23 protein-coding genes, 2 tRNA genes and 3 rRNA genes are annotated in these 25,701 nt (G+C 59.3%); 7 read left to right on the top strand and 21 right to left on the bottom strand.

Annotation, left to right across the window (positions count from 1 at the left end; genetic code table 11):
- Positions 1–41 precede the first annotated feature (41 nt).
- Entirely contained in the window at positions 42–500 is a 459-nt protein-coding gene (locus U5K31_01250; GenBank protein ID MDZ7771362.1) for a DoxX family membrane protein, read from the top strand.
- Here U5K31_01250 and U5K31_01245 read toward each other — a convergent pair.
- The 9 genes from U5K31_01245 to U5K31_01205 are packed head-to-tail and all read right to left on the bottom strand — an operon-like array spanning position 466 to position 6,916.
- A complete protein-coding gene (locus U5K31_01245; protein MDZ7771361.1) occupies positions 466–1,524 on the bottom strand; it encodes a dipeptide epimerase in 1,059 nt (352 codons plus the stop codon). The two genes, U5K31_01250 and U5K31_01245, sit on opposite strands and share 35 nt — an antisense overlap.
- Positions 1,511–2,332: a phosphatidate cytidylyltransferase gene (locus tag U5K31_01240; protein MDZ7771360.1), complete on the bottom strand. Its 822-nt coding sequence runs from the start codon at positions 2,330–2,332 to the stop codon at positions 1,511–1,513. The genes U5K31_01245 and U5K31_01240 overlap by 14 nt, the downstream gene beginning before the upstream one ends.
- 3 nt (positions 2,333–2,335) lie before the next feature.
- Positions 2,336–2,608 carry a hypothetical protein gene (locus tag U5K31_01235; GenBank protein MDZ7771359.1) on the bottom strand — a complete coding sequence of 91 codons (273 nt, stop codon included), beginning with the start codon at positions 2,606–2,608 and terminating at the stop codon, positions 2,336–2,338.
- Complete coding sequence (locus tag U5K31_01230; GenBank protein MDZ7771358.1) at positions 2,601–3,608, bottom strand: type II CAAX endopeptidase family protein; 1,008 nt, start codon at positions 3,606–3,608, stop codon at positions 2,601–2,603. The genes U5K31_01235 and U5K31_01230 overlap by 8 nt, the downstream gene beginning before the upstream one ends.
- Positions 3,609–4,184 carry a DUF4199 domain-containing protein gene (locus U5K31_01225; protein ID MDZ7771357.1) on the bottom strand — a complete coding sequence of 192 codons (576 nt, stop codon included), beginning with the start codon at positions 4,182–4,184 and terminating at the stop codon, positions 3,609–3,611.
- A complete protein-coding gene (locus U5K31_01220) occupies positions 4,171–4,677 on the bottom strand; it encodes a DUF2085 domain-containing protein (GenBank protein MDZ7771356.1) in 507 nt (168 codons plus the stop codon). Before U5K31_01220 ends, U5K31_01225 begins: the two co-directional genes overlap by 14 nt.
- 48 nt (positions 4,678–4,725) lie before the next feature.
- A complete protein-coding gene (locus tag U5K31_01215) occupies positions 4,726–5,166 on the bottom strand; it encodes a thioesterase family protein (protein MDZ7771355.1) in 441 nt (146 codons plus the stop codon).
- Positions 5,167–5,172: 6 nt separating this feature from the next.
- Complete coding sequence (locus U5K31_01210; GenBank protein MDZ7771354.1) at positions 5,173–6,144, bottom strand: acetyl-CoA carboxylase carboxyltransferase subunit alpha; 972 nt, start codon at positions 6,142–6,144, stop codon at positions 5,173–5,175.
- A gap of 43 nt (positions 6,145–6,187) precedes the next feature.
- Complete coding sequence (locus tag U5K31_01205; GenBank protein ID MDZ7771353.1) at positions 6,188–6,916, bottom strand: polyprenol monophosphomannose synthase; 729 nt, start codon at positions 6,914–6,916, stop codon at positions 6,188–6,190.
- Between the two features lie 200 nt (positions 6,917–7,116).
- Here U5K31_01205 and tgt point away from each other — a divergent pair, with 200 nt between their 5' ends.
- A complete protein-coding gene (gene tgt / locus U5K31_01200) occupies positions 7,117–8,244 on the top strand; it encodes a tRNA guanosine(34) transglycosylase Tgt (protein ID MDZ7771352.1) in 1,128 nt (375 codons plus the stop codon).
- Between the two features lie 38 nt (positions 8,245–8,282).
- Here the strand turns inward: tgt and U5K31_01195 are convergent, their stop codons facing one another.
- The 11 genes from U5K31_01195 to U5K31_01145 all read right to left on the bottom strand — a co-directional run bounded on the left by U5K31_01195 (position 8,283) and on the right by U5K31_01145 (position 19,971).
- Positions 8,283–9,557, bottom strand: a complete 1,275-nt coding sequence (locus U5K31_01195; protein MDZ7771351.1) for a 6-bladed beta-propeller — start codon at positions 9,555–9,557, stop codon at positions 8,283–8,285.
- A 168-nt stretch (positions 9,558–9,725) separates the two neighbouring features.
- Positions 9,726–9,835, bottom strand: a 5S ribosomal RNA gene (rrf, locus tag U5K31_01190).
- A gap of 149 nt (positions 9,836–9,984) precedes the next feature.
- Positions 9,985–12,919 (bottom strand): 23S ribosomal RNA (locus U5K31_01185).
- A gap of 248 nt (positions 12,920–13,167) precedes the next feature.
- Positions 13,168–13,243: transfer RNA gene (locus U5K31_01180), tRNA-Gln, on the bottom strand.
- Positions 13,244–13,303: 60 nt separating this feature from the next.
- A tRNA-Ile gene (locus tag U5K31_01175) sits at positions 13,304–13,378 on the bottom strand.
- Between the two features lie 102 nt (positions 13,379–13,480).
- Positions 13,481–15,019: ribosomal RNA gene (locus U5K31_01170) — 16S ribosomal RNA — on the bottom strand.
- The 16S, 23S and 5S rRNA genes sit together here with 2 tRNA genes alongside, the layout of an rRNA operon.
- A 304-nt stretch (positions 15,020–15,323) precedes the next feature.
- Positions 15,324–16,100: a queuosine precursor transporter gene (locus U5K31_01165; protein MDZ7771350.1), complete on the bottom strand. Its 777-nt coding sequence runs from the start codon at positions 16,098–16,100 to the stop codon at positions 15,324–15,326.
- 45 nt (positions 16,101–16,145) lie between these two features.
- Positions 16,146–16,862 (bottom strand): N-formylglutamate amidohydrolase, encoded by a 717-nt coding sequence (locus U5K31_01160; GenBank protein ID MDZ7771349.1) that lies wholly within the window; start codon positions 16,860–16,862, stop codon positions 16,146–16,148.
- A 3-nt stretch (positions 16,863–16,865) separates the two neighbouring features.
- On the bottom strand, positions 16,866–18,107 hold the full coding sequence (locus tag U5K31_01155; protein MDZ7771348.1) for a glutamate-cysteine ligase family protein: 1,242 nt from the start codon (positions 18,105–18,107) through the stop codon (positions 16,866–16,868).
- A complete protein-coding gene (locus U5K31_01150; protein ID MDZ7771347.1) occupies positions 18,104–19,591 on the bottom strand; it encodes a RimK family protein in 1,488 nt (495 codons plus the stop codon). The genes U5K31_01155 and U5K31_01150 overlap by 4 nt, the downstream gene beginning before the upstream one ends.
- Positions 19,591–19,971 carry a hypothetical protein gene (locus U5K31_01145; GenBank protein MDZ7771346.1) on the bottom strand — a complete coding sequence of 127 codons (381 nt, stop codon included), beginning with the start codon at positions 19,969–19,971 and terminating at the stop codon, positions 19,591–19,593. Before U5K31_01145 ends, U5K31_01150 begins: the two co-directional genes overlap by 1 nt.
- 167 nt (positions 19,972–20,138) lie before the next feature.
- Here U5K31_01145 and U5K31_01140 point away from each other — a divergent pair, with 167 nt between their 5' ends.
- A complete protein-coding gene (locus tag U5K31_01140; GenBank protein MDZ7771345.1) occupies positions 20,139–21,068 on the top strand; it encodes a glyoxylate/hydroxypyruvate reductase A in 930 nt (309 codons plus the stop codon).
- Here the strand turns inward: U5K31_01140 and U5K31_01135 are convergent.
- Positions 21,065–22,144 carry a branched-chain amino acid aminotransferase gene (locus U5K31_01135; protein ID MDZ7771344.1) on the bottom strand — a complete coding sequence of 360 codons (1,080 nt, stop codon included), beginning with the start codon at positions 22,142–22,144 and terminating at the stop codon, positions 21,065–21,067. The genes U5K31_01140 and U5K31_01135 overlap by 4 nt on opposite strands.
- Before the next feature lie 188 nt (positions 22,145–22,332).
- On the opposite strand from U5K31_01135, the gene U5K31_01130 reads away from it, so the two are divergent.
- The 4 genes from U5K31_01130 to U5K31_01115 all read left to right on the top strand — a co-directional run bounded on the left by U5K31_01130 (position 22,333) and on the right by U5K31_01115 (position 25,676).
- Positions 22,333–23,022: a uracil-DNA glycosylase gene (locus tag U5K31_01130; GenBank protein ID MDZ7771343.1), complete on the top strand. Its 690-nt coding sequence runs from the start codon at positions 22,333–22,335 to the stop codon at positions 23,020–23,022.
- Between the two features lie 65 nt (positions 23,023–23,087).
- Positions 23,088–23,669 carry a DNA-3-methyladenine glycosylase I gene (locus tag U5K31_01125; protein ID MDZ7771342.1) on the top strand — a complete coding sequence of 194 codons (582 nt, stop codon included), beginning with the start codon at positions 23,088–23,090 and terminating at the stop codon, positions 23,667–23,669.
- 83 nt (positions 23,670–23,752) lie between these two features.
- Positions 23,753–23,959, top strand: a complete 207-nt coding sequence (locus U5K31_01120; GenBank protein MDZ7771341.1) for a hypothetical protein — start codon at positions 23,753–23,755, stop codon at positions 23,957–23,959.
- Between the two features lie 184 nt (positions 23,960–24,143).
- Positions 24,144–25,676, top strand: a complete 1,533-nt coding sequence (locus U5K31_01115) for a pitrilysin family protein (protein ID MDZ7771340.1) — start codon at positions 24,144–24,146, stop codon at positions 25,674–25,676.
- Positions 25,677–25,701 lie beyond the last annotated feature (25 nt).

The following is a 25,701-nucleotide window of genomic DNA, read 5'->3' as shown; positions in this document are numbered from 1 at the left end:
CCATTCCACGGCCGAAAGGAAATTCGTCTAATCCCGAGTCCATGAAGCACCGATTCCCCGTCAAGCACTGGTCCCTCATCGCCATCCGCGCCTTCCTCGGCGTGCTTTTCATCTTCTCGGGCATCGGGAAGCTCATCAACAGCAGCGACGCGCGCTACCTGGTGGAACTGATGGCCACGGAATTCTACTGGCTCATAGAGTATACCTGGCCCATCGTCCTGGCCATCTCGGTCGCGGAACTGCTCCTGGGCCTGCTGCTTATTTTCAACAGGCTGCTGCGCACCGCGTTGACGGGCTCCATCGTCCTCTTTCTCTTCTTTATCGGCGTGCTCGGCTATTTCTACCTGCAAGGCATGAGCGTTGAAAACTGCGGCTGTTTCGGCGCCTTCGGCTTTGCCTCCGGCATTGAATTCACCCTTATACGCAATGCCGTGCTCCTGGTGCTGGCCGGAACAGGGCTCTGGCTCAACGCCAGACTTCAGCCTCCCTGGAAGGACTGACGCCCAGGCCGGCCTCCTCCCCAACGCCAATGCGGTAATCCTCATTCAGGTGAAGACCTTCAAAGGGGTCTCCCTCCACCAGCAGGAAACCGTCCAGGTCGGCGTAGTCCGCCTCCAGCGCCACTGCCGCGCCCGCCGCTATGGCCAGCGAGCTCTCCACCATGCACCCTATCATCACCTTCAAGCCCAGATCGTGCGCGCGGTGGAGTGATTGGCGGGCCGCCAGCAGGCTTCCGATTTTCATCAGCTTGATGTTGACCACGTCGAAGGACCCGGCCAGCTCCTCCAGGGATTCGCTTCCCCGGAAGCTCTCGTCGGCGCAGAGGGGAATCGGTGACCACGCCTTCAGCTCGCGCATGGCCTCTTCCATACCGGCCGGCATGGGCTGCTCAACCATCTCCACCCCCTGCCCCTCCAGAAAGGCGATGCGCCGGTGCGCAAGATCCAGGTCGCCCCACCCCTCGTTGGCGTCCACCCGCAGGGGCCTGTCGGTGAGCGACCGGACCGTTCGGATGGTCTCCTCGTCGTGTGCGTCCCCCAGTTTCACCTTGAGCAGGGGCGCCCCGGCATTTTCCGCCTCCCTCACCTTTCTGCGAATCTCCTCCGGACTCCCCATTCCGATGGTATAGGAGGTGGGCGGGGTGCGGGCGTGATCCGGCGACCAGGTGCGCCCAAGCGACCTCCCCTCGCTGCGCGCATGCCAGTCCAGCCAGGCCATCTCGGCCATCACGCGTGCGGCGTAGACCGGGCGGCCGCTGTTGTGGCGGTCGAGGATCTCGCGCAGCTCGCCGGGACTTCCAGCCTCCCCGAGTGCCTCCAGGGGCAAAGCGTCCATCCAATCCAGGACCGCCCCGGGATCCTCGCCGTATCGGGCGCTGGGAGCGGCCTCCCCGTAGCCGGTCACCTGTCCATCCGACAGGGCCATGAAGACGTTGTGCACTGCCTCACGGGAGCTGCGGGAAATGCGGAAGGTGTGCCGGAGGGGGAGCCTGCGTACGGCCAGCCTGCGTTCAAATCGCGGCATAACCTGCCTCCAGGGCCAGGTGGAGGTAAAGCCAGAAGACCGGGGCGGCCAGCAGCAGTGCGTCGAGGCGGTCGAGCACCCCACCGTGACCCGGGAGCAGGCCGGAGGAGTCCTTCACGCCGGCCGCCCTCTTCAGGCGGCTCACCGTTAGATCGCCCGCAGGTCCGAAGAGGCTCACCAGCACGGCGGCCGGTAACAGGAATTGCCAGGAGAGCGCGTCCAGGCCGGGCAGCAGCCACCAAGACAGCATCACGCCCGTCACCGCTCCCAGCAGACCCGATCCGAATCCCTCCCAGGTCTTCCTGGGACTGATGCGGGGCGCCATGGGCCGGCGGCCGAAGGCTTTGCCTCCGAAATAAGCAAATACATCGTTGCCCCATACCATCAGCAGAAGTGTCACGACCAGGGCGAAGCCGGTGTCGCCGGCAGCGGTATCACGGATGAGCAGCAACGCCAGCAGTCCGGCCGAGGGATAGAAAGCCACAAAGGGGGTGGCGACCAGTCGGTCGAGGTCGGCGGGTCTGCCCCGCATCAGGTCGCGGATGACCAGCAGCAGCATCAGCGCGAAGCCGGTCGCCATCATGTGGGGATTGATGGGCGCGGACAGCAGCCAGAGGGCCAACAGCGCCGCCAGGACGGGATCGCCCTGCCATCCGGCCATGCTGCAGATCCGGTGGAGTTCACGGACGCCCAGGAGGGCGAGCAGCGCGGCCGCCCCGAACAAAATCCAGCCGCCCATCCAGACGGCAAACAGCAGCAGCGCCGCTGCCGGGAGGGCCGTCGCTATGCGTGTGGCGAGTTCGGACAAGATCTACTCCTCTTCCCCGCCGGGCGGCAGGTCCATATCGTTCAGTTCGTCCAGGGCCTCCCTGGCCTCAGCGGCGTACTCCTTGGGCACGTAGAGGTAGACAAGGGCCATCTCGCCCACGTTCAAGCTGTAGGCGGAGTCGCGCTTCGACAGGATGTTGGAGGGGATCTCCATGTTGGCCAGGAAATTTTGCGCCATGGCCACCTCGTGCTCCGTACTGCCCTCCAGCACGCAGACCCAGTCTTCAATCTCTTCGGGATCGGGTCCTTCAAACATAGCGGTCCTCCCCGGTCGTGCCGGACTGGTCTTTGTTACCGAACGTGTCTGGGTCGGCATCCGACGTCCCTGCGGTCCGTTCTTCTTCCGGCACCCCCTTACTGGCCAGATAGTGCAGAATATAGCCCGAGATTACTAGACTCAGGACCACTGCCCAGAGGGGCGGCATGGTCTCCGGGGTGATCTCGGCCAGGGCCGATTCCGGAAAATAGGAGCCCAGAAGGACACTGCTCCCGTTGTTGACAAAGTGGGCCACCATGGCCGGTACGATACTCCCGGAAATCCAGGTGAGGAAGGCCAGAAGTATGCCGATGGCCGCCAGTGGCAGCAGGTTGGTGAGTTGCATGTGGTACATGCCGAAAAGAATTCCGGAGACGATGATGGCCGTCCAGGCGCCCCAGCTCTTCTGGAAGGCGCGCAGGACATACCCGCGGAAAAGCACCTCCTCGCAAACGGCCGGCACCAGCGCCACGTGAAAAAGCGTCAGCCAGATGATATGGTCCCCCTTCAGAAACATCTCGATCATTTCCATCTGGGAGGCCTGCATGGACTCAAAGAATTCAGGCGCCGGTATCATTGCGTTCAGCCAGGAGAGAAACCAGACGGCCGGCTGCATAACCAGTACCAGCACGACGGTCAGGGCCGTGATCTGGAGAGTGTTCGACCGCCAACGGAATCGGAAGAAAGAAGGACGCTCAAATGAAGAGGTGTGAAAACGACTCACAAACCACGTCAGCAGTCCCAGGAAGAAGACCTGCCCGAGGGTGTTACCCACGAAAAGCAGGTCCAGGTTGGCCATCATCATCTCCATGGTGTCGTCCATGTTCAGCTCCAGCCCGGTGCGCGCGAAAATAAGCGCGACGGCCACGATGGAGGCGATGACCTGGAATAGAACGAAGGCGAGAATCAGCCAGATAAGCGCCATGGCCCAGTGGGCGAAGCCGTTGCGCTCCACCCAGGGTCGGTAGACGCCGTAAAGGGGATCAGAGGTGGGGGTCATTCAGATGTCCTCTTTCTTGCGAGCGAAGAACATTACGCCCAACAGTCCACTCAGCGAATTAAGGATTCCCATCCCAATGGAGTACATGAGAAGTCCCTGCACGATATTCCAGAGGGAGTGCATGTTCTGAAACTGGGAATAGGTGCTGTCAATCATGGCCTGACGCTGTTCATCAGGCATCTGGTCCATAGCCTCAAAATTTGCAATGGTCCAGTTCATCAGCTCCTCGGTGAAGGCGGGATCGATTATATACCAGATCTGACTCAGCAGAGTGCCGATCACTCCAATAAGCGCCCCGGAATAGAATCCAATGAGCGCGCCTTTGCCCAGGGTGAGTTTCATACCCGTCTCCCGATTGTAGTGCCAGATGGCGGTCATGCCAGCGAAGGCGCCGAGCAGGCAGGCCAGACAGTATCCCACCGTCTGGGTGGAGAAAAAGGACCCGACAGGTTCGCTGCCGATGGTCATGTAGGCGCCGCCTGTGGCCACGATGAAGAAAATGACCCCGAAGAGGAGGCCTGCCACCCCAACCGATGGCCAGTATGAGGGAATTTCCGATTCGTTATGCTGTTCCATAGTGCAGGATTTCCTTTTTTTCGTTATGGGTTGTCATTGCCGATATAATCAGGGCCGAGACTGCTACGCCTACCAGGAGCCCGAGGGCCAGGCGCGAGTGCAGGGTATTTTGCCAAAAAGAGAGCATATTTCCAAGTATGTCCGCCCCATTGAGCGCTGCGGTCCCGGCGACGGCCCATTTGAGGAAGTCAAATCGCAACCGGCGCCGCACCGTGGGAAACACGCTTCCGGCCATGGGGACGATCAGCACGCCCGCCAGCATGCCGCCGTACACGCCCATGCAGCGGCTGCAGACGGCCATGGGTTGCCCGCCCAGCCAGAAGGAGCGGTCGGGTATCTGGTGGCAAAGCAGTTCAAACATGGTGTGCTGCCACTGCAGCATCCAGTGGGTCTGCTGTCCCCAAAGTCCTCCTCCCAGGGCTGCGACAGCCACGAAAGTCACGGCACCCGCCACATAGGTATAGAGTCCGTAATGGTGTCGGCCAATGGGCATAAGTTGATTGCTTGGTGTCGGGCTTGGCTCAGATACGACGTGCGTCACTCAGGTTGCTTCGTCAAAATGCGGTTCCAGACCCTTCAAAAACGAGTCAGGGGCTCGGCAAGGCCTGCGGCTGTCGGCCTTCATAAAACAGAGCGTCACCTTACCCGCAGCGTGGGCTGCATCAGTCCGATCGGTATAAATCCGGTACCAGGTTTCCAATTTTACGGAAGGCAGCTCGAAGAGATACACGTGCACGTGGATCAATTCGTCGTAGAATACAGGCGCCTTATAGTCGATGGAGGCATGCACCACAGGAAGCATAAAACCCTCCTCTTCCAGCTGGCTGTAGGGCATGCCCAACGAACGGATCATTTCGGTGCGGGCCTCCTCGAAGTACTCCAGGTAGCGTCCATAGTAGACGAAGCCCATCTTGTCGGTCTCCCCGTACCGGCTGCGCAGGGTGTGGCGATAGGTAAATGCGGGTTCTCGGTCGGGCAGCAAGGGGGGTTATTTCTTTTTGGTTGGGGAAGCCTCTTTCCACTCGCCCATGGAAGAATACTTTTCGATGCGCCGCGACACCAGTGTTTCGGCTTTCAGGCGGCCCATTTTCTTCAGGGACTTCACCAGCTGCCCGCGTACAGCTTCGGCAGCCGCATCGGGATCGCGGTGGGCGCCTCCCAGCGGCTCTTTAATGATCCCGTCAATTACCTCCATCTCTTCCAGGTCGGCGGCCGTCAGTTTGAGCACGGAGGCAGCCTGCTCTTTGTAATCCCAGGTTTTCCAGAGAATGGACGAGCACGATTCGGGCGATATGACCGAGTACCATGTATTTTCCATCATGTAGACTTCGTTGCCCATGCCAATGCCGATGGCGCCCCCGCTGGCCCCCTCCCCGATGACCACAGTGATAATGGGTACCTTGAGCGTAGCCATCATCTTGAGGTTTCTGGCGATGGCCTCGGCCTGTCCCCGCTCCTCGGCTTCCAATCCGGGAAAGGCGCCTGGGGTGTCGAGCAGGGTGATCACCGGGATGCCGAACTTCTCAGCCAGTTTCATCAGGCGGTAGGCCTTGCGGTACCCTTCCGGGTTGGCCATGCCGAAACGGCGGAACTTGCGATCCTGGGTGTCACGACCCTTCTGGTGACCCATAATCATCACAGAGCGCCCTTCAATGGTGGCCAGTCCCCCGACGATCGCCTTGTCGTCACTTTCGTAACGGTCGCCGTGCAGTTCCACGAAATTCTCGGTGATGCGATAGATGTAGTCCAGGGTATAGGGCCGGTCGGGATGTCGCGCCAGCTGCACCTTCTGCCAGCGTGTGAGATTGGTGAAAATCGACTCCCGCAGTTCGTCCACCCTTTCCTGGAGGCGTTCGATCTCGGGCGCGAGTACGTCGTCATCGGCCACGCTGATCTCGTTGAGCTCCTTGATCTTGTTCTCAAGGTCCGCTATGGGCTGTTCGAAATCCAGGTACTGCATGAATGTCCTTGTTCTTTGGTATAAATGTCTTGGAATATAAGAACTAGAGCGTCCCCACGATACTCTGCACCTTCAGGGTCCAGACCCTCCAGATCGCCTCCCATACGATGGCCTTGGACATCTTGGAGACCCCTTCCTCGCGCTCCCGGAAGATGATGGAGACCTCCTTCAGGCGGAATCCGGCCTGCCAGGCACGGAAATGCAGTTCGATCTGGAAGGCATAGCCGTTGGAACGAATGTTGCCCACGGAGATTTTCTCGAGCACCCTGCGGTGAATGCATTTGAAGCCCGCGGTGGTGTCGTGTATGGGGAGGCCGGTGATGAAGCGCGCATAGAGGTTGGCGGTGAACGAAAGAATGAGCCGGCTCAGCGGCCAGTTGACGATGCTTATACCCTTGGAATAGCGGGAGCCGATGGCCAGATCCGCCCGGTTCTCCCTGACCTCGTCGACCAGGTGGGGGAGATCTTCAGGGTTGTGGGAGAAGTCGGCGTCCATTTCGCATATGTAGATATAATCCCGCTCCAGGGCGAACTCGAAACCCCGCACGTAGGCCGTACCCAATCCAAGCTTACCCTCCCGGCGGATCATGTGGAGGCGGTCCGGGTAGTCGGATTGTTTCTCCTCCACCAGTTCGGCCGTCCCGTCAGGCGAGCCGTCGTCCACGATCAGCAGATCCATCTCTGTGTCCAGCCCGAACACCATCTCAATCAGCCGCACGATGTTGTGCGACTCGTTGTAGGTGGGGACGATGATGAGAGTATCGGAACGCATCAGGACTTGGTCGGATATGCTCGGAATTCGGGCTTCCATGCTATGGAATAAGGAAAAGAATACAAAATTATGGCGTTAATTTAACACGAAATTTTGGTTATACTCCTGCTCAATACGTATTTGAATTGGCCTTGATACGCTTTAACGAAGCATTGAGGCGTATCCTATAGGTAGCCCTGAAAAGCCATCCCTTACCGAAATTGTTTGAATTAGAGACAGTCGCCAGCTCCACCAAGGCCCGCGCCGGGAAGCTGACCACCGACCACGGCACGATCCAAACCCCCTTTTTCATGCCCGTCGGCACCCACGCCAGCGTAAAGGCCGTCCGCCAGGATGAGCTGGCGGAGCGGGTCAGGGCACAGATCTTACTCGCCAATACCTACCATCTATACCTGCGTCCAGGCAACGAAATTATTGGCAAGGCCGGAGGACTGCATCGCTTTATGTCGTGGGAGCGTCCCATTCTCACCGATTCGGGCGGCTACCAGGTCTACTCGCTCTCCGACAACCGAGAGCTGACGGAGAAGGGGGCCCGGTTCAAGAGCCACCTGGACGGCTCCGAGCACTGGTTCACTCCCGAAAATGTGGTGGAAACCCAGCGCGTGCTGGGCTCCGATATAATGATGGTGCTCGACGAGTGTCCGCCCTACCCCGCCGAGCGCTCTTACGTGAAGGAATCCATGCGGCTTACCCACCGGTGGGAAGAGCGGGGGAGGCAGGCCTTCCTGGACACTGAGCCCCAGTATGGACACCGGCAGTTCCAGTTCGGCATCGTGCAGGGGGGCACCTTTCGCGACCTGCGCCGGGAGTCGGCGCTGGCTGTGGCGGAGATGGGCTTCGAGGGCATCGCCATCGGGGGACTCAGCGTAGGCGAGCCGACCGAGCTGATGTACGAAATGACGGACTTGAATACGGACGACCTCCCCGCCGGCAAGCCGCGCTACCTGATGGGGGTGGGCACGCCCGCCAACCTGCTGCACGCCGTGGCCCGGGGAGTGGACATGTTCGACTGCGTGATTCCCACGCGTAACGCCCGGACCGGACAGATCTTCACGCGTAACGGGGTGATCAACCTCAAGAACGCCAAGTGGAAGAACCACCATAAGGCGCTGGACGAGGAGTTTCCCACCAGCCTATGCCGGGACTACAGCATGGCCTACGTGCACCACCTGTTCCGCAACGACGAGCTGCTGGGACTGCAGCTCGCCTCCCTGCACAATCTCACCTTTTATATGTGGCTGATGCGTCAGATGCGCGAGCAGATCCGGGAGGACACCTTCGCCGGCTGGTACGCCGGGACGGCCGAGCAGGTGGCGCAGAAGATCTGATACCTGCGGAGGGCAGCTCCATGGGCTGAACGGAACTACTACCGCCTTGGCTGAAAATGCGGATGCGGTTTGAAGGAAACCCGGTATTTTATAATCTGATAGACTTCATTCCTGAAGTCGAGTTTTCGAGTGTAAATATGATTATTGTGGATTGTAATCATAGGCTTGAGCATCCCACTTCGGTCGTCCCTACTTCCTTTCCATCTGAATCGAGCTACTAATTTACCATGGCCGTTCAATACCCACCATTGAAAAGTTGAATCACTTTCTGTTATGGTTGATATCCATAAACGATCCTGGTCATCGGTTTCAATGGTATGAACTGCAGGCCAGGTATCCGGTAAGACATCTCGATTATCGTCAATTAATGATCTCATGCCATCGCCGACCTCAATTTCAGATACGGATAATTCACTTCGCACATAGGGATAGTAATAGGCTCGCCTGTAGCTACCATCCGGCGCATATTCCTTAATTAAAAAATCATCATTCCAGTTTGTATAGAATGTTCCATTGCTGGATAAAGCAACCAACGATCCGCGGGAAAAGGGCAATGTTCTAGCTACCCTGAAGTACCCTCCTGAATTATGCGAGGTTGCCGGTTCATATATTGTAGAGCGCTTGACCGTAATCAATTTTTGGGGCTTAATCTGGCCCCGGGATGATATTGCCAAATAATGAATATTTCTGTATTCATTGGAGTTTACAGCACGGAAAAAATTCATTACGAATGAGCTGTCCTCCTTGATGAATAGTTCATTTCTTGGTTGCATAGCCAACAGATCCTTGCTCTCAAGTGAATCTCTTTTTATGGTTTCTTCATATACTAGCTCGAAGGTATCTGTGGAAAAGGCCGAAATTTTCTCCTGATGCGCATCATAGATATATAAACGACCGTTCTTGAGATTCAATGCTGCCAGAGTAAGGAACTCTCCCGGACCTTTACCATGTCGTCCTATGGTCGTAACATACTTTCCATCTGAGTCGAACACATATATACCAGCTTCTCCTGGTACAAATGCTTCAATATAAACCTGGCCTTTCATATCGACCATGACTTCACCCGGATATCCCTTGATAAACACTTCTTCATTGCTTTGATAGATACCCACTTTTTCTATTTCGGCCGTATCAAGACCTTCTTCTCTTATGGAAACAATATCTACATTGTCCAGAGAGTCGATATAAGCAGGCACCTTTTGAGTATTAGTAGGTACCGGTGATGTTCCCATTTCGCAGCTTAGAAGGGCCAAACAAGTACACAATATTACTGCAATTGGGAGACTTCTCATTGGAGACAGTTCCATGACCATGATCGTTGACCTTATAAGAAAGTTGTAGGCAATCCTCTTACTAATAGTTACGTATATAGGTTCTTAATTCAAAATGAGTGAAAATCTCAGAATTGCATACGTAAAAAAGCCCGCAGGTGAGCTTCGGGCTTTCAATGGTTGGCCAATAGTAATAAAGGAAGGCTTTGGAGGAGGCGAGGACCTACTCTACCGCCAGAGGCAGTACCATCGGCGCTGCGGAGCTTAACGGCCGTGTTCGGGATGGGAACGGGTGGAACCTCCGCGCTTGGCTCGCCTCCTCCAAAGCCTTGGAAGGAGGGACTGTCAGTATGTATGTACAAAGAAGGGAACGGGGCCGCGCGCAAGGCGTGCTTTGACCCAGGGGAATAGCTGAAGGGGGTTGCCGGTTAAGACCGGTCGCCGGCCGGGCGAGGGCCTGGCAAGTCATACAGGCAAGCCGGTGGCCTGATTAGTACGGCTCGGCTGAGGGAGTTGCCTCCCGTGCACCTGCCGCCTATCAAGGTGGTCGTCTTCCACCAGGCTCTGTAGGGAATCCTTATCTTGGAGCGTGCTTCGCGCTTAGATGCTTTCAGCGGCTTATCACTTCCGCACATAGCTACCCAGCGGTGCCCCGGGCGGGACAACTGGTCCACTAGCGGTGCGTCCACTCCGGTCCTCTCGTACTAGGAGCAGCTCTCCGCAAGATTCCTTACGCCCACAGCAGATAGGGACCGAACTGTCTCACGACGTTCTGAACCCAGCTCGCGTACCGCTTTAAATGGGCGAACAGCCCAACCCTTGGGACCTTCTCCAGCCCCAGGATGCGATGAGCCGACATCGAGGTGCCAAACCTCCCCGTCGATGTGAACTCTTGGGGGAGATAAGCCTGTTATCCCCGGAGTACCTTTTATCCTTTGAGCGACGGCCCTTCCATTCGGAAACCGCCGGATCACTAAACCCGACTTTCGTCACCTGCTCGACCTGTATGTCTCGCAGTCAAGCACCCTTATGCTTTTACACTCTACGCACGATTGCCGACCGTGCTGAGGGTACCTTTGGGAGCCTCCGTTACACTTTAGGAGGCGACCGCCCCAGTCAAACTACCCACCATACACTGTCTGCCCGCGGTGGGGCATTAGAATTCAGCGGCCCGGAGGGTGGTATTTCACCGGCGGCTCCCCACACGCTGGCGCGCGCGGTTCAAAGCCTCCCACCTATCCTGCACATCGGGCAGCTAAAGCCAATGTAAAGTTGTAGTAAAGGTTCACGGGGTCTTTCCGTCCCGCTGCGGGTAATCGGCGTCATCACCGATACCACAATTTCACCGAGCTCGTGGCCGAGACAGCGTCCAATTCGTTGCACCATTCGTGCAGGTCGGAACTTACCCGACAAGGAATTTCGCTACCTTAGGACCGTTATAGTTACGGCCGCCGTTTACTGGGGCTTCAGTCGCCCGCTTCATGCCCCGAAGGACATTAACAAGCTTCCTTAACCTTCCAGCACCGGGCAGGTGTCAGCCCCTATACATCGTCTTGCGACTTAGCAGAGGCATGTGTTTTTGTTAAACAGTCGATTGGACCTGGTCACTGCGCCCGCCGGCCACCCCGAAGGGCAGCCGCGGGGATCCTTCTCCCGAAGTTACGGATCTAATTTGCCGAGTTCCTTAGCCACGATTCGCTCGAGCACCTGAGGATCCTCTCCTCATCTACCTGTGTCGGTTTGGGTACGAGCACCGGCCTGGCACCCAGCGACGCTTTTCTTGGCAGCATGATTACCCCGGCTATCTGCTTGCCCGTAGGCTCACAGTACTGTCGGCGCTCAGCCTTGAGGGGCGGCGGATTTGCCTGCCGCCCCGGCCTACTGCCTTCAACGCCGCATTCCGTCGCGACGCGCGGGTGTCACTTCTGCGTGACGCCTCTGGGTATCGCCAGTCGGTGGTACCGGAATATTTAACCGGTTCGCCATCGGCTTCGCCTCTCGGCTACGCCTTAGGTCTCGACTAACCCTGATCCGATTAACGTTGATCAGGAACCCTTAGATTTTCGGTGGACGGGGTTCGCACCCGTCTTATCGTTACTCATGCCTACAGTTTCGCTTCCAGCCGCTCCACGGGGCCTCCCGGCCCGGCTTCAGCGCCGCTGGAATGCTCCCCTACCACTGCCTCCCTAAGGAGACAATCCACGGCTTCGGCACCAAACTTATGCCCGCAAATTATCGACGCCGGGTCGCTCGACTAGTGAGCTATTACGCACTCTTTCAAGGAATGGCTGCTTCTAAGCCAACCTCCTAGTTGTCTGGGCTACCCAACTTTCTTTTCGCAACTTAGTTTGGATTTAGGGGCCTTAGCCGGTGGTCTGGGTTGTTTCCCTCTCGCAGACGGACGTTATCGCTCGCCTGCTGACTACCTGCCATCGCACGCCCGGCATTCGGAGTTTGTCTAGGGTTGGTAGGCGGTGAAGCCCCCTAGCCTAATCAGTGCTCTACCTCCGAGCGGCTTGGACAGATGCTATACCTAAATATATTTCGGGGAGAACGAGCTATTTCCGAGTTTGATTGGCCTTTCACCCCTATCCACAGCTCATCCGGTGGCTTTTCAACGCCAGACGGTTCGGACCTCCAGTGCGTGTTACCGCACCTTCATCCTGGCCATGGATAGCTCACTCGGTTTCGCGTCTGCCCCGGTCTACTGACGCCCGTTTCGGACTCGCTTTCGCTCCGGCTGCTCCCCGTAGGGGATTAACCTCGCAGACCAGGCGCAACTCGTAGGCTCATTATGCAAAAGGCACGCCGTCAGTTCCAGCTCGAAAGCCAAAACCTCCGACCGCTTGTAAGCGCATGGTTTCAGGTACTGTTTCACTCGCCTTCTCGGCGTTCTTTTCACCTTTCCCTCACGGTACTTGTTCACTATCGGTCATAACCAGTATTTAGCCTTGCCGGATGGTGCCGGCAGCTTCAGACAGGATTTCTCCGGTCCCGCCTTACTCAGGGTATCCCGCGGGGGTCTCCGCGCTTACGTCTACAGGCCTATCACCTTCTGTGGGGCGGCTTTCCAGTCCGCTTCGTCTTCGCTCAGGGGCCCCCATAATGCGGGCCCTACAACCCCGGATGCCCGTAGGCACCCGGTTTGGGCTGCTCCCCGTTCGCTCGCCGCTACTTGGGGAATCACTGACTTGTTCTCTTCTCCTAGGGGTACTGAGATGTTTCAGTTCCCCCGTTGGCCCTCCTCGTAGGGAGTCACCGGTCGAAACCGGCGGGGTTGCCCCATTCGGACACCTGCGGATCACAGCTCTTATGCAGCTCCCCGCAGCTTTTCGCAGCTTTACACGTCCTTCATCGCCTGGTTATGCCAAGGCATCCACCATGCGCCCTTGAGTTGCTTTCGCTTATATGACTTGCCATCCACCATCGGCGGGCAGCCTGAGCAGTTCGTCTGTCAGACGTCATCTTGCTCGATCGACTTGCTTCGATCTTAACCTTCATAACCTATCAGCTATTCCACTACGTCAAAGAACACCTGGAGCACGGATGCTTCCGGCGCGGGACGCTTCTCCAGGAAGATCCCGCCCTCAACGTCGGCGCCTGGCAACACATCAACAACCAACACATACCCTCCGGCGCGGACCTACCGTGCTGGAGCTCAGTCGGATTCGAACCGACGACCCCCTGCTTGCAGAAGCAGGTGCTCTAGCCAACTGAGCTATAGCCCCAGGGGCGCCCCGGCTGGCCGAGCAGGCGCTCTGGCCAGCTGAGCTAGAGCCGGCCGTAAGTGGGCTTGGGAGGAGTTGAACCTGCGACCTCACGCTTATCAGGCGTGCGCTCTAACCAGCCTGAGCTACAAGCCCAAATGCGTGGCGGGAACCGACCGGTTTGGGGCCGGCAGGCCGGCCTGGCTGGAATACACAGACGATCACACGACGAGCCGCTACGGGCCGGTTCTCCCTCAAAAAGGAGGTGATCCAGCCGCACCTTCCGGTACGGCTACCTTGTTACGACTTAGCGCCAGTCACCAGGCTTACCCTAACGACCTGCCTTTCCCCGAAGGGAATTGGCCCGGCCGCATCAGGTACTCCTGACTTCCATCGCTTGACGGGCGGTGTGTACAAGGCCCGGGAACGTATTCACCGCGCCGTTGCTGATACGCGATTACTAGCGATTCCGGCTTCATGGAGTCGAGTTGCAGACTCCAATCCGAACTGGGAATGGTTTTGGGGATCTGCTGCCGCTCGCGCGGTCGCTTCCCACTGGACCATCCATTGTAGCACGTGTGCAGCCCCAGACGTAAGGGCCATGATGACTTGACGTCGTCCCCACCTTCCTCACTACTTGCGTAGGCAGTCTGGCTAGAGTCCCCACCATTACGTGCTGGTAACTAACCACAGGGGTTGCGCTCGTTGCGGGACTTAACCCAACACCTCACGGCACGAGCTGACGACAGCCATGCAGCACCTTCTCGGCCGCCCCGAAGGGAAGGTCCCTTTCAGGACCGGTCGCCCGAGATTTAGCCTGGGTAAGGTTCTTCGCGTTGCATCGAATTAAGCCACATGCTCCACCGCTTGTGCGGGCCCCCGTCAATTCCTTTGAGTTTCATCCTTGCGGACGTACTCCCCAGGTGGTATGCTTACTGCGTTAACTGCGTCACTGACCCCGAAGGGCCAACAACTAGCATACATCGTTTACGGCGTGGACTACCAGGGTATCTAATCCTGTTCGCTCCCCACGCTCTCGTGCCTCAGCGTCAGTTCCGGACCAGTCGGCCGCCTTCGCCACTGGTGTTCTTCGTGATCTCTATGCATTTCACCGCTACACCACGAATTCCACCGACCTCTTCTGGACTCAAGAAACCCAGTATCGAAGGCCATTTTACCGTTAAGCGGCAAGATTTCACCTCCGACTTAGGCTTCCGCCTGCGCACCCTTTACACCCAATGATTCCGGACAACGCTTGCACCCTCCGTATTACCGCGGCTGCTGGCACGGAGTTAGCCGGTGCTTATTCTCTGGGTACCGTCAGCGGGTCTCGAAAGACCCGGGTTCTTCCCCAGTAAAAGCCGTTTACAACCCGTAGGGCCGTCTTCCGGCACGCGGCGTGGCTGCGTCAGGGTTGCCCCCATTGCGCAAGATTCCTCACTGCTGCCTCCCGTAGGAGTCTGGGCCGTGTCTCAGTCCCAGTGTGGGGGATCATCCTCTCAGACCCCCTAGCCATCATCGCCTTGGTAGGCCGTTACCCTACCAACTAGCTAATGGCACGCAGGCTCCTCTGAAGGTGGCCGAAGCCTTTAACAACTGTGGTCATGCGACCCCGCTGCATCATCGGGTATTAGCATGCCTTTCGGCATGTTATCCCCGTCCTTCAGGCAAATTGCCTACGCGTTACTCACCCATCCGCCGGTCTCCACGTCCCCGAAGGGACGCTTCTCCCGCGACTTGCATGTGTTAAGCCCGCCGCCAGCGTTCGTCCTGAGCCAGGATCAAACTCTCCATTGTAAGAGTACACCTTAATATAGAGTGTTGAACCCAGCCCGTAACGTTTTCCTATGTCGCTCCCAACTATTGTCGGGATGACAAGGGCTCGACGTGCGATCGTCTCTGTATTCCAGCATGTCAAAGAACTTATTTCCCCTTTCGCATTGCCCAATTCTCAGAGCAAAAAATAGGGTTGAGTGCAACACCAGGTGTTGTGCTCAACCCCTCGTCGAAAACGGATTTCAAATATACGGCTATAGCGGTGACAGTGTCAATGTTTTTCCGGATTAATTTTTCCTCTCTCCCCCGGGGGCTCCCCGGCCCCTCAGGAATCGTGAAGAGCGTAGCCGGACGGGTCTTCGTCGAAGCGCTTGAACAGCCGCACGCCCAGGTAGAAAAGCGGGGTGTCAAAGAGGGCGAAAAAGAACTTGAAGAGATAGGAGTTTATAATAAGGATGACCAGTGCCCCGATGGTGGTTACGTCCGAACCCAGGTTGCCGGCCATATAAAGTATGGAAAGAATGGCGGTGGAGTCTACCAGTTGACTCACCATGGTGGAGGCGTTGTTGCGGAGCCACAGGTGCTTGCCCTTGGTCAGCCGCTTCCAGAAATGGAAGAGGCGCACGTCCACCGTCTGTGCGACAAGGTAGGCAATCATGCTTCCGATGGTATTGCCCACCATAAATTCATAGACCTGCTCAAAGAGGCTGAGTCCCCCGCTCACCCCCGCACTGTTGGGCAGCCAGTGGTTCACGCTCATCAGGAAAAGCATGAAAACATTCATGAAAAAACCCACCCACACCAGCAGCTGCGCCTTCCTCCTCCCGTAAAGTTCAGAGATCAGGTCGGTGGCAAGGAAGGTGAAGGGATAGGCGATGAGTCCCACAGGCACGCTCATGGTGTAGATCCGGTCGTTGCGCACCAGTTCGGGGGTAATGGAGAGCAGCCAGCCCGGCAGCTCCAGGGAGAAAAGATCCACGAACTTGGTGGTGCCGATGACATTACCCAGGACCAGCGCGGTAAGGAAGATGCCGGCAAGGGTGAGAAAGAGGGCGTCGCGCTTGTAGCTGACGCCGTTGTTGTGGGGGTCGCCGTCGGACATGGACACGAAGCCGTTTGGGTTGAGCGGAAAGTAAAAAGGACAACCTTAGGAGTCCAATTCGTTCCGCAGCGCCTCTTTCAGGCTTTGTCCCATGTCCTCCCGCAGCTTCTTCCAGCCGGCGGGGTCGCCCTGCTGAGGGAACTTCTGGTTGACCTCCAGCTCCACGCCCATATACTCCGCCGGTCCGTAGCGCCTCCTGAGGGCGGTGGAAAATCCATCCATGGTTCCCCTGTACGGGTAGTTGTAGCGGACCCTCAGCTCCGGACGTTTCCGCAGGATGGAGGCCTTCCAGGCCCTGCAGAAATCTTTCTCCAGGGCGCGGGAAGGGTCGAAAAGCAGACCTGCGTCAGCCTGGCGCTCCTCGCCCCTCATGACAGGCGTAAAGGTATGAACGGAGAGATGCAGCACCTGCTCGCCGCGGGCAAGGAGGGAGCGGATGATCTCCTCCACCCTGTTGCGGTGGGGATGGTAGTAGCGGCGCACCAGCTCGCTGCGATCCTCCTGCTCAAAATCCCTCACATATTCCGAAAAGGCGGTGGGGTTGTGAAGGGAGCGGTTCAGGTCGACCAGCAGACGGGTGACCGTATGCAGGTGCGGTTCCACCTCACAGGCCTCCGCGATGGCCTGCGTGAGCTCAAGGGCGCCGATGTCGTAGCCGCGGTGCGTCTCCAGCACCGGGGCGTCATTCCGGAATACGTCCGTGTAGCGTTCCGGCACCCTGTTGCCGGCGTGTTCGCAAGTCAGTACGAGTTGGGCTTCCATGACCTATTCCAACAGGCGTCCTTCACCCAGGCATTCCGTAAGCTCCCGGTAGACCTGCTTCAGTCGGGGACGATCCGGGGCCGGTCCAACTCGCCTGCGGATGCGCGTGGAGAGGGTGCCCGCCTCCAGGATGCGCGCCAGGGCCGCAAGCTGCTCGTCCGCTTTCCCCCGACGGTCCCCGTAGATACGTTCGTGGAGATGTTGCCAGACCTCTCCGGCTGTCGCGGTGCGGCCCTCCATTCCGAAGAGCGCCAGGTAGCCGGGGCTGTCAATCCGGGCCTCTTCCCCTTCGCGCGCCGCCTCCATCATCAACCCGAAAAGCTCCTTCTCGTCCCACGCATTCAGCTCCTCCAGACCTGCCCATCGCTCGTCGGCCAGGGCCCGAACCGTGTCGGTGACCATCCGGGCCAGCGCCAGGTCGGCCAGGGAACACTCCTGCACGTCAACAAGCCGTATCTCGATACTGCCTCGGTCGAAACGGGCAATCGCTCCGCGCGAGTTGAGCCATTCGTCAGCCAGTATACCCTCGGGATCGTGCGGAGCAATGTCGCGGTACATGGGCTGGAAAATTTTCTGCTGGTACTCCGCCCGGCTGGAAACGGCCTCCGGCACCACCCAGCCCAGCACCGAGGGTACGGCATGGGAGTTGCCGCGGTAGACCTCCAGCCGGTAGTCGGCAAAAGACTTGAGCTCGCCGTCCGCCACCGGAGAGCTGGCAGCCAGGGCCGGAAGCAGGGGCAGCACCACCCGAATGGCCGCGTGCAGGCGCCCAAATTCTTCGTCGCCCTGAAATGGCAGGTTGAGGTGCATGCTCTGCAGGTTGGCCCACCCGTGTCCCCTGCAGTCAAAGATCCGGTTGTAGGCCTCGTAGATGGGGTTGTACTCGTGGGGCCAGAGCTTCAGCTCGCGGTAGGGGTCCATCCATGGATGCATGGCCGTGGGCATCAGGCAGGCGCCCTCCCCGGCCAGCAGGCGGTTGGCCTCCTCCACCTCCCGCTGGAATGAACGGTGGAGGCCGCCCAGTCCGGCAGCTGGGCCGTTGGTCTTGAATTCCAGCACGTGCAGGGCCAGTTCGTTGGACCAGGCCAGGTCGCCGCGCTCCACCTCATTGATATACGACCCTGCCAGCTTGTGCAGCAGGCGGTCGGTCACAGGCCGCACGTCGAGGCTGTCGCGGTCCACGATCATATACTCCAGCTCGATGCCGAAGGCCTGGAAAAGATGAAGGGGGGAGTTCGTGCTCATGGCGCGCCGTTCCTGGAGCGTGTGCTGCGCTCCTTTTTCTGCTCCACCCTGCGCAGCATCTCTTCCATGACCCTGCGGTAGAGCTCCTCACCCAGACAGGCGTCCTCGCAGCCGCTGTCGATGCTGGGATTGTCGTTCACCTCGATGACGTAAACCTTCCCGCCGGTGAGTTTCAGGTCCACCCCGTACAAACCGTCCCCGATCAGGTTGGCGGCGGCCAGGGCCGTTTCGATCACCTCCGGGGGCGCCTCCTCCACCGGCACCGCCTCCGCCCTGCCGGCAAACACGCGTCCCGATGCGTGCTGCTCGTAGATCTGCCAGTGTTTGCGCGCCATGAAGTATCTGCAGGCATAGAAGGGCTGCCGGTTGAGCACGCCCACCCGCCAGTCGTATTCGGTGGGCAGAAACTCCTGGGCAATGAGCAGTTCGGACTTGTCAAAGAGCCGCTCCAGGGCAGGCTGCAGGTCCTCGCGGGCGTCCACCTTCACGACGCCCTGTGAAAATGAGCTGTCGGGCTGCTTGAGGATGCAGGGAAATCCGATCTCCCGTTCCAGCCGCTCCTCCTGTCCCTCGCCCAGGATAATGGTGCTCGGGGCCGGGATGCGGTTGCGCTGCAACAGCTCCGCCAGGTAAACCTTGTTGGTGCAGCGGAGGATGGACTCCGGGTCGTCGATCACCACCAGTCCCTCGGCCGCCGCACGGCGAGCGAAGCGGTAGGTGTGGTGGTTTACGCTGGTGGTCTCCCGGATAAAAAGCGCATCGAACTCGGCCAGCCGCGCGTAGTCCTCCCGGCCGATCTGCTCGACGTAGAAGTCAAGCTGCTCGGCGGCCTTCACGAACGCCCGGATGGCCTTCTCGTCGGAGGGCGGGAACTTCTCTTCAGAGTTGCGAAGGATGGCCAGGTCAAAACGGGTCTCGCGTCCCGGCGCCAACTCCGAACGCCTCCCCTCGAAATACTCCCGGGCCACGCGTCCCACGAAGTCGCGGTGGCTTTCAGGCACCTCACCGGCAGGGATGGGTCCGATGGACTGCAGGCCCCATCCTCCCGCCCCGCGCAGGAAGTGGGCGCGCAGCAGCGGGGCGCGAAACTGCGCGAAGAGTTTCCGGCTGAGGCGGTCGTAGCGGCGGGCGGTGTTGCGACCGAAATAGATGCTCAGCACGAAGCGGTCGCCCTGAATGGGACGCAGGCTCTTCTGGATGAGTTCGATGAGCTCGTCGGAGACGAAACGCACCATGGTCTGCGACTTCAGATCCTGAATGGTCATCACCCCCGGCAGCGGCTTGTGTCCCCTGGCCTCGGCCAGCAGGGAGACGTAGTAGCCGGCCGACTGGTAGCGGTACGAACGGCACATGTTAAAGACCCGAACCCGTCGGACGCGGCTCCATTCGGGATCGCCCAGGTAGGCGCGCACCGCCACCACCTCAACCCCGGGCAGGTCGAGCGGCCAGTGTTTCGGTTGGTTCACCACCACGATATTTCGCATCAGTCCGTCGTCCCTCCTTCGGGGGGCGTTATGAGTATAAGGTTGGCGTCGTAGGTCACGATGCCCAGCAGGATGGCATTCAACACCCGGTCGATGTCCGTCTCGTAAATCTGTTCCCCTCCCATCGGATTGCCGCGCAGGGGGTCGGCCAGCACCGGCCTGCCCTCCTCAAGCTCACGTCGGACCAGCCAGGGGCGCAGCACCTCGTAGCGCAGCTCCCCGCCCCGGTCCAGGAAGGCCCCGTAGGCCTCGGTGGCCTCCCCAAGCTTGGGATCGTCTTTCAGGGCCGCCTGCTGCATGAGCTTGTTCTTGATGTAGAAAGATTCGTGTCCGAACCAGGTGGGATCGAAAAGGGTGAGATTATAGGTGTAGATAGCCACCCGGTATCCCCTCCCCAGGGCATGCGCATGGGAAGCAATGATTTCATCGTCGGGGGAGGCGGTCGCCTGTTGGGTAGATCGGTATATTACGAGGAATACGCATTCCCTCGTCAAATATTTTACCTTCCCCATGTATCAACTCCAAACCCAATCCTGAACGCCATCGCATGTCGCTGTTGCTGGTTGCCCCCGAAAGGGACATGAAAAGTCTGAAAGAGAGCCTGCTGGAGGTGGACCCGAACCTGGACGTCGACCTCTGGCCTGCGGTCCCGAACAAAAAGAGGGTACAGTTTGCGGTCACCTGGAATCATCCCCGCCATCTGCTGGGCGATTTTCCCAATCTCAAGGCCGTCTCCTCGCTGGGAGCGGGCGCAGATCACCTGCTCGGAGATCCCGACCTGCCGGAGTCGGTGTCCATCTGCCGGGTGGTGGCCCCCTCCCTGGTGCGCCAGATGCAGGAGTACGTACTGGCGGCGGTGCTCAACTTTCAGCGCCACACCCTGCGCTACCTGCGCCAGAAGGAGCGTTCCGAGTGGAACGTGCACCCGAACATACCGGCCGGGGAGCTGCCGGTGGGGGTCATGGGACTGGGAGCCATCGGCGGACCGGTGGCCGAGTTCCTGGCGCAGTCCGGCTATCCGGTGCTTGGGTGGTCGCGCACCCCGGGGGAGCTGGAGGGGGTGCGCTGCCTGTCGGGCAGGGAATCCCTGGAGGCCTTCGCGGAACAGACACGCGTGCTGGTCTGCCTGCTCCCGCTGACGGCCGAAACCGAAGGCATCCTGGACCTGGAGCTGATGCGCCGCCTGGTGCGTCCGGCCTGCCTGGTCAACGTGGCCCGGGGCGAGCACCTTGTGGAGGAGGACCTGGTATACACACTCGACAAGGGATGGCTTGCAGGCGCCTTCCTGGATGTATTCGGGGAGGAACCCCTGCCGGAGAAACACCCGTTCTGGAACCGCGAAAGGATCATGGTGACCCCGCACGCCGCCAGCATCACCCCGCCGGACGAGGCGGCCGCGCAGATCGTGGAAAACTACAAGCGCGTCTTATCGGGGATGGCGCCCCTGCACGGGGTGGATAGGGAAAAGGGCTATTAAATTCGGATCGTAGTAATCCAACCGAAGGGATCCTCCCGCTCGCCCCGCTGGATGCCCGTAATGGCATCGTAGAGCCGCTTTCCGATAGGTCCCCTGCTCTCCTCGTGAACTTCTACGGTCTCCCCGTCGTGGTGAATGAGCCCGACCGGGGCGATGACCGCAGCGGTGCCGGCCCCGAAGGCCTCCTGCAGGCGCCCCTCGCGCCCCGCCTTCATCACCTCGTCGATGGGCAGGGGACGTTCCTCGACGTCGAGGTCCCAGTGCCGCGCAAGCTTGAGCACCGAGTCGCGCGTCACCCCGGGCAGGATGGTACCGCCGAGAGGCGCGGTGACCAGCGTCCCGTCGATGACGAAGAAAATATTCATGGTGCCCACCTCCTCTACGTAGCGGTGCTCCATGGCGTCCAGCCAGAGCACCTGGTCGTAACCCATGGCCTTGGCCTTCTGCGCCGGGTAGAGGCTGGCGGCATAATTGGCCGCCGTCTTTGCGGCGCCTACCCCGCCCTTGACCGCACGCACGTACTTGAGGGAGCTGATCAGGCGCACCGGGTCGGAGTAGTAGGACCCCACGGGTGAGGTGATGATGTAAAAACGGTACTTCGGGGAGACCCGGGCGGCGATAAGCATATCGAAGGCAAAGGCCAGGGGACGGATGTAGAGGGCGTTCTCAGGACTGCGGGGTACCCACTCGTGGTCGAGGCGGACCAGCTCGCGGATGCCCTCGATGAAGACCTCGCGATCCACCGGAGGTATGCACATACGCTCGCAGGAGTTGCAAAAACGCTCGTAATTCATCTCCAGGCGAAACAGATTTACCGTATCGTCGCCCGCATAGTAGGCCTTGGTGCCCTCGAATACCGACTGCCCGTAGTGAAGCGTATTCAGGGAGGGCTCAATCTGGATGGGGCCGTAGGGCTTGATGGTGCCCTCCTGCCAGGCGTCCCCCTGGTATTCCACCTCCAGCATGTGATCGGAGAAGATCCTTCCGAAGCCCGGGTTTTCCAGGTCCACCTCCGGGAGACGGCTTTGCTGTGTTCGCACGAGGTTGAACAGGCTGGTTGAATTCATGGTCTTCATCTCTTCGGGTTCTGCTCGTTACGTTGCGGGTAAGGTAGACAATTTTTCCATAAAGCATGAGCTGCGGTCCCGGACCACTTTTGGTGGAGGGGCTTCATCATACCGCTTGATGTCGGCCATAGTTGCGCCGGGCGGGACCATCCCGCCGCCGTTGCATCTGGTCCCGGCTATAATCATATTCCGGTCCTATGGACCAACTCTTCGACGCCCTCAAACAGACGCCCGAAGGCGACTTCTTCAACCCCTGGTACGACCGCGACCCGCAGAACGACCGCAGCAGCGAGGCGCCCGCCATCCGCAAGCGCCAGCTCAGCGCCTACCTGCAGGAGCGTACCGGCCGGGCCCGCTACCTCTGCGTAGCGGAGGCCCTGGGCTACCAGGGCGGGCACTTTACCGGGATCGCCATGACCTCCGAGCGCATCCTGCTCGGCCACCACAAACCGGTGCATGGCATACCCGCCGACGGCGCCTTCCGTGGCATCCCGGCCCGGCGCACCAGCAGGGAGTCGGTCAACGCCAAGGGTATGTCCGAGCCCACCGCCACCATCATGTGGAAAGCTCTCTACGAACTGGGGGTGGACCCCTACGAGGTGGTGCTCTGGAACGCCCTCGCCTGGCATCCCTTCGACCGCTCGGAGGGCATGCTCAGCAACCGAACGCCCACCGACACCGAACTGGAAGCCGGAGGCCAGGCGCTGGGATGTTTCCTGGAGCTGTTTCCGGAGGGACGCGTGATCGCTGTGGGACGCAAGGCCGAGCAGTGCCTCGACCGTTTTGGGGTGGACTACCTGCCGGTTCGCCATCCTGCCAACGGCGGAGCCCCCAAGTTCCGCCGCCAGTTTTCCTCCATTGTCAACCATGGGGAGCTGCCCGGCTAGAAGTTCCGCGCCGCCGCACATGCTGCTGGCGCCGCCCCGCCCCCCCCTACCGCCGGTTTCATGCCATGAACGATGACCTTGATCGCTGCGACTGGTGCCTCGGCACCTTTGAAGACTACGTGACCTACCACGACGAGGAGTGGGGCGTTCCGGTGCGCGACGACCGCACCCATTTCGAATTTCTCATCCTGGAAGGCGCACAGGCCGGCCTCAGCTGGAGTACCATCCTCAAAAAAAGGGAGGGCTACCGCGAAGCCTTCGCAGGTTTTGATCCTACAAGGGTGGCCCGCTTTGACGAGGCGCGCATCGCCCGCCTGCTTGAAAACCCCGGCATCGTGCGCAACCGCCTCAAGGTGCGCGCCGCCGTATCCAACGCCCGCGCCTTCCTTGAGCTGCAGGAAAAGGAGGGCAGCTTCAGCGACTACATATGGGGTTTCGTGGGAGGCCATCCCATCGTGAACCGGTGGAAGACGATGGACCAGGTGCCGGCCACCAGCCCCGAATCGGATGCCCTCAGCCGAGATCTCAAAAAGAGGGGCTTTAAATTCGTGGGAAGCACCATCGTCTATGCCCACATGCAGGCAACTGGATTGGTTAACGACCACCTGCTGGACTGCTTCCGCCATGGCGAGGTGCATTCGGGATAGATAAAAACTTCATTTTTACTATTTTAAGGCTTACACCAGAAACGGGATCAACTTGTTCATCATCATTCTAAAAGCCCTGTATCATGCGCTCCATGTTCTCAATTGAGGAGATCGGGGAAATGCTCAGCATGAAGCCGTCGGAGGTACAAAAAGAGATTGAAGGCGGCACCCTCTCCTACACCTATCACGAAGGGGAGAAAATGGTTACCATGTACGACCTTGAGAAGTACATGGGAGCAGACCAGACCATGAAGATCGTTCGCGAATTCCTGCATGACGAAGGTTCCTGACCCCCTACAGTTCGCCCATCTCCCAGCATTCCCTCATCCCCTTCCTCCAGCCTTTCGTCGGGTCGACGACCTCCCGGTAAAACGAAGGGACTAATATTTGCTTGTGTCTTTCCGTATATAGTCACATTTTAAACGCTCTCAAAACCCCATAAATAGAGCAATCAAAAGAGTTATAGGGAGACCCATGAAAACATCCATTCTTCGCAGTCTGCCCGTTTTGGCGGTCCTTGTGCTGCTGACCGGCACCCAACCCTCCGACGCCCAGTCCCTGCAGGAGTTCGAGCAGAAAGTCACCGAATTCACGCTGGACAACGGACTGACCTTCGTGGTGGTGAACCGTCCCGTGGCCCCGGTGGTCAGCTTCGTCACCTTCGTGGACGTGGGGGCGGCCAACGAACCTGTAGGACACACCGGCATCGCCCATATCTTCGAGCACATGGCCTTCAAGGGTACCCACGAGATCGGCACCAGCAACTGGGAAGCCGAACAGGATCTCCTGGAGGAGATGGACGCCGTCTACCAGGAGTGGCTGCAGGAGAGCTACAGCCCCTCGCCCGACAGCGCACGAATGGAGGAACTGATGGCTGAGTTCAACTCCCTTCAGGAGGAGGCCGGCCAATACGTGGTCAACAACCAGTTCAGTGAGATTGTATCGCGCAACGGCGGCACGGGCATGAACGCCTCCACCAGCGCCGACCAGACCATGTACTTCTACAGCCTGCCCGAGAATCGGGCAGAGCTATGGTTCAGCCTGGAGTCGGCCCGTTTCAAGAACCCCGTCTTCCGCGAGTTCTACAAGGAGAAAGATGCCGTGCGCGAGGAAAGGCGGGCCCGTGAATCGCAGCCGACCGGACGCCTGGTGGAAGAGTTCCTGGCCGTAGCCTATACCGCGCATCCCTATGGCAGGTCTATCATCGGCTGGCCCTCCGACATCACCGCCACCACCATGGAGGACACGCGCGAGTTCTATGAGACCTATTACGTGCCCTCCAACATTACCATTGGCATCGCGGGCGACATTACGGCCGATCGGGCCCGGGAGCTGGCCGAAACCTACTTCGGGGACATCCCGCGCGGACCGGAACCCCCGCCCGTCTACACCAAGGAGCCTGAGCAGCTCGGAAAGCGGCAGTTCACCATCCGCGAGCAGTCGCAACCCGTTCTACTCATGGGTTACCACGCGGTGGCCCAGGACCATCCCGATTTTGACGACCTGCAGCTCCTGGGAGCCGTCATCAGCCAGGGACGCACCTCCCGTCTCTACAAGCGCATGGTAGAGGAGGAGCAGCTGGCACTGGGCGTGCAGGCCCTGAACGGCTTCCCCGGTACCAAGTTCGAGACCATGTTCATGACCCTGGCCATTCCCAACCAGGGCGTATCGGTGGACACCCTGCAATCGGTGATCCACGAGGAGATCGAGAAAGTAAAACAGGGCGTCCTCACCCAGGAGGAGCTTGACCGCGCCCGCACCAACATACGCGCCGGACTGATCCGCAGCCTCGACAGCAATATGGGACTCGCCCAGTCTTTCGCGGCCGCCGAGGCCCAGCGGGGCGACTGGCGGACCGTATTTACCGGCATCGACGACCTGCAGGAGGTTACCCTGGAGGACCTGCAGCGCGTGGCCCGGACCTATCTGACCGAGGACAACCTCACGGTAGGCACCATTGAGCAGCCCGAGTCCGACACCACCTCCGCAGACAATACTTCCCGGTAATCATCAGGATCTACGCTATCATGAA

It is taken from the genome of Balneolaceae bacterium (assembly GCA_034521445.1).
In the GTDB taxonomy this organism is placed as follows: domain Bacteria; phylum Bacteroidota; class Rhodothermia; order Balneolales; family Balneolaceae; genus JAXHMM01.
Note: the sequence above shows the minus strand (reverse complement) of the source record. Positions and strands in the feature narration are given on the sequence as shown.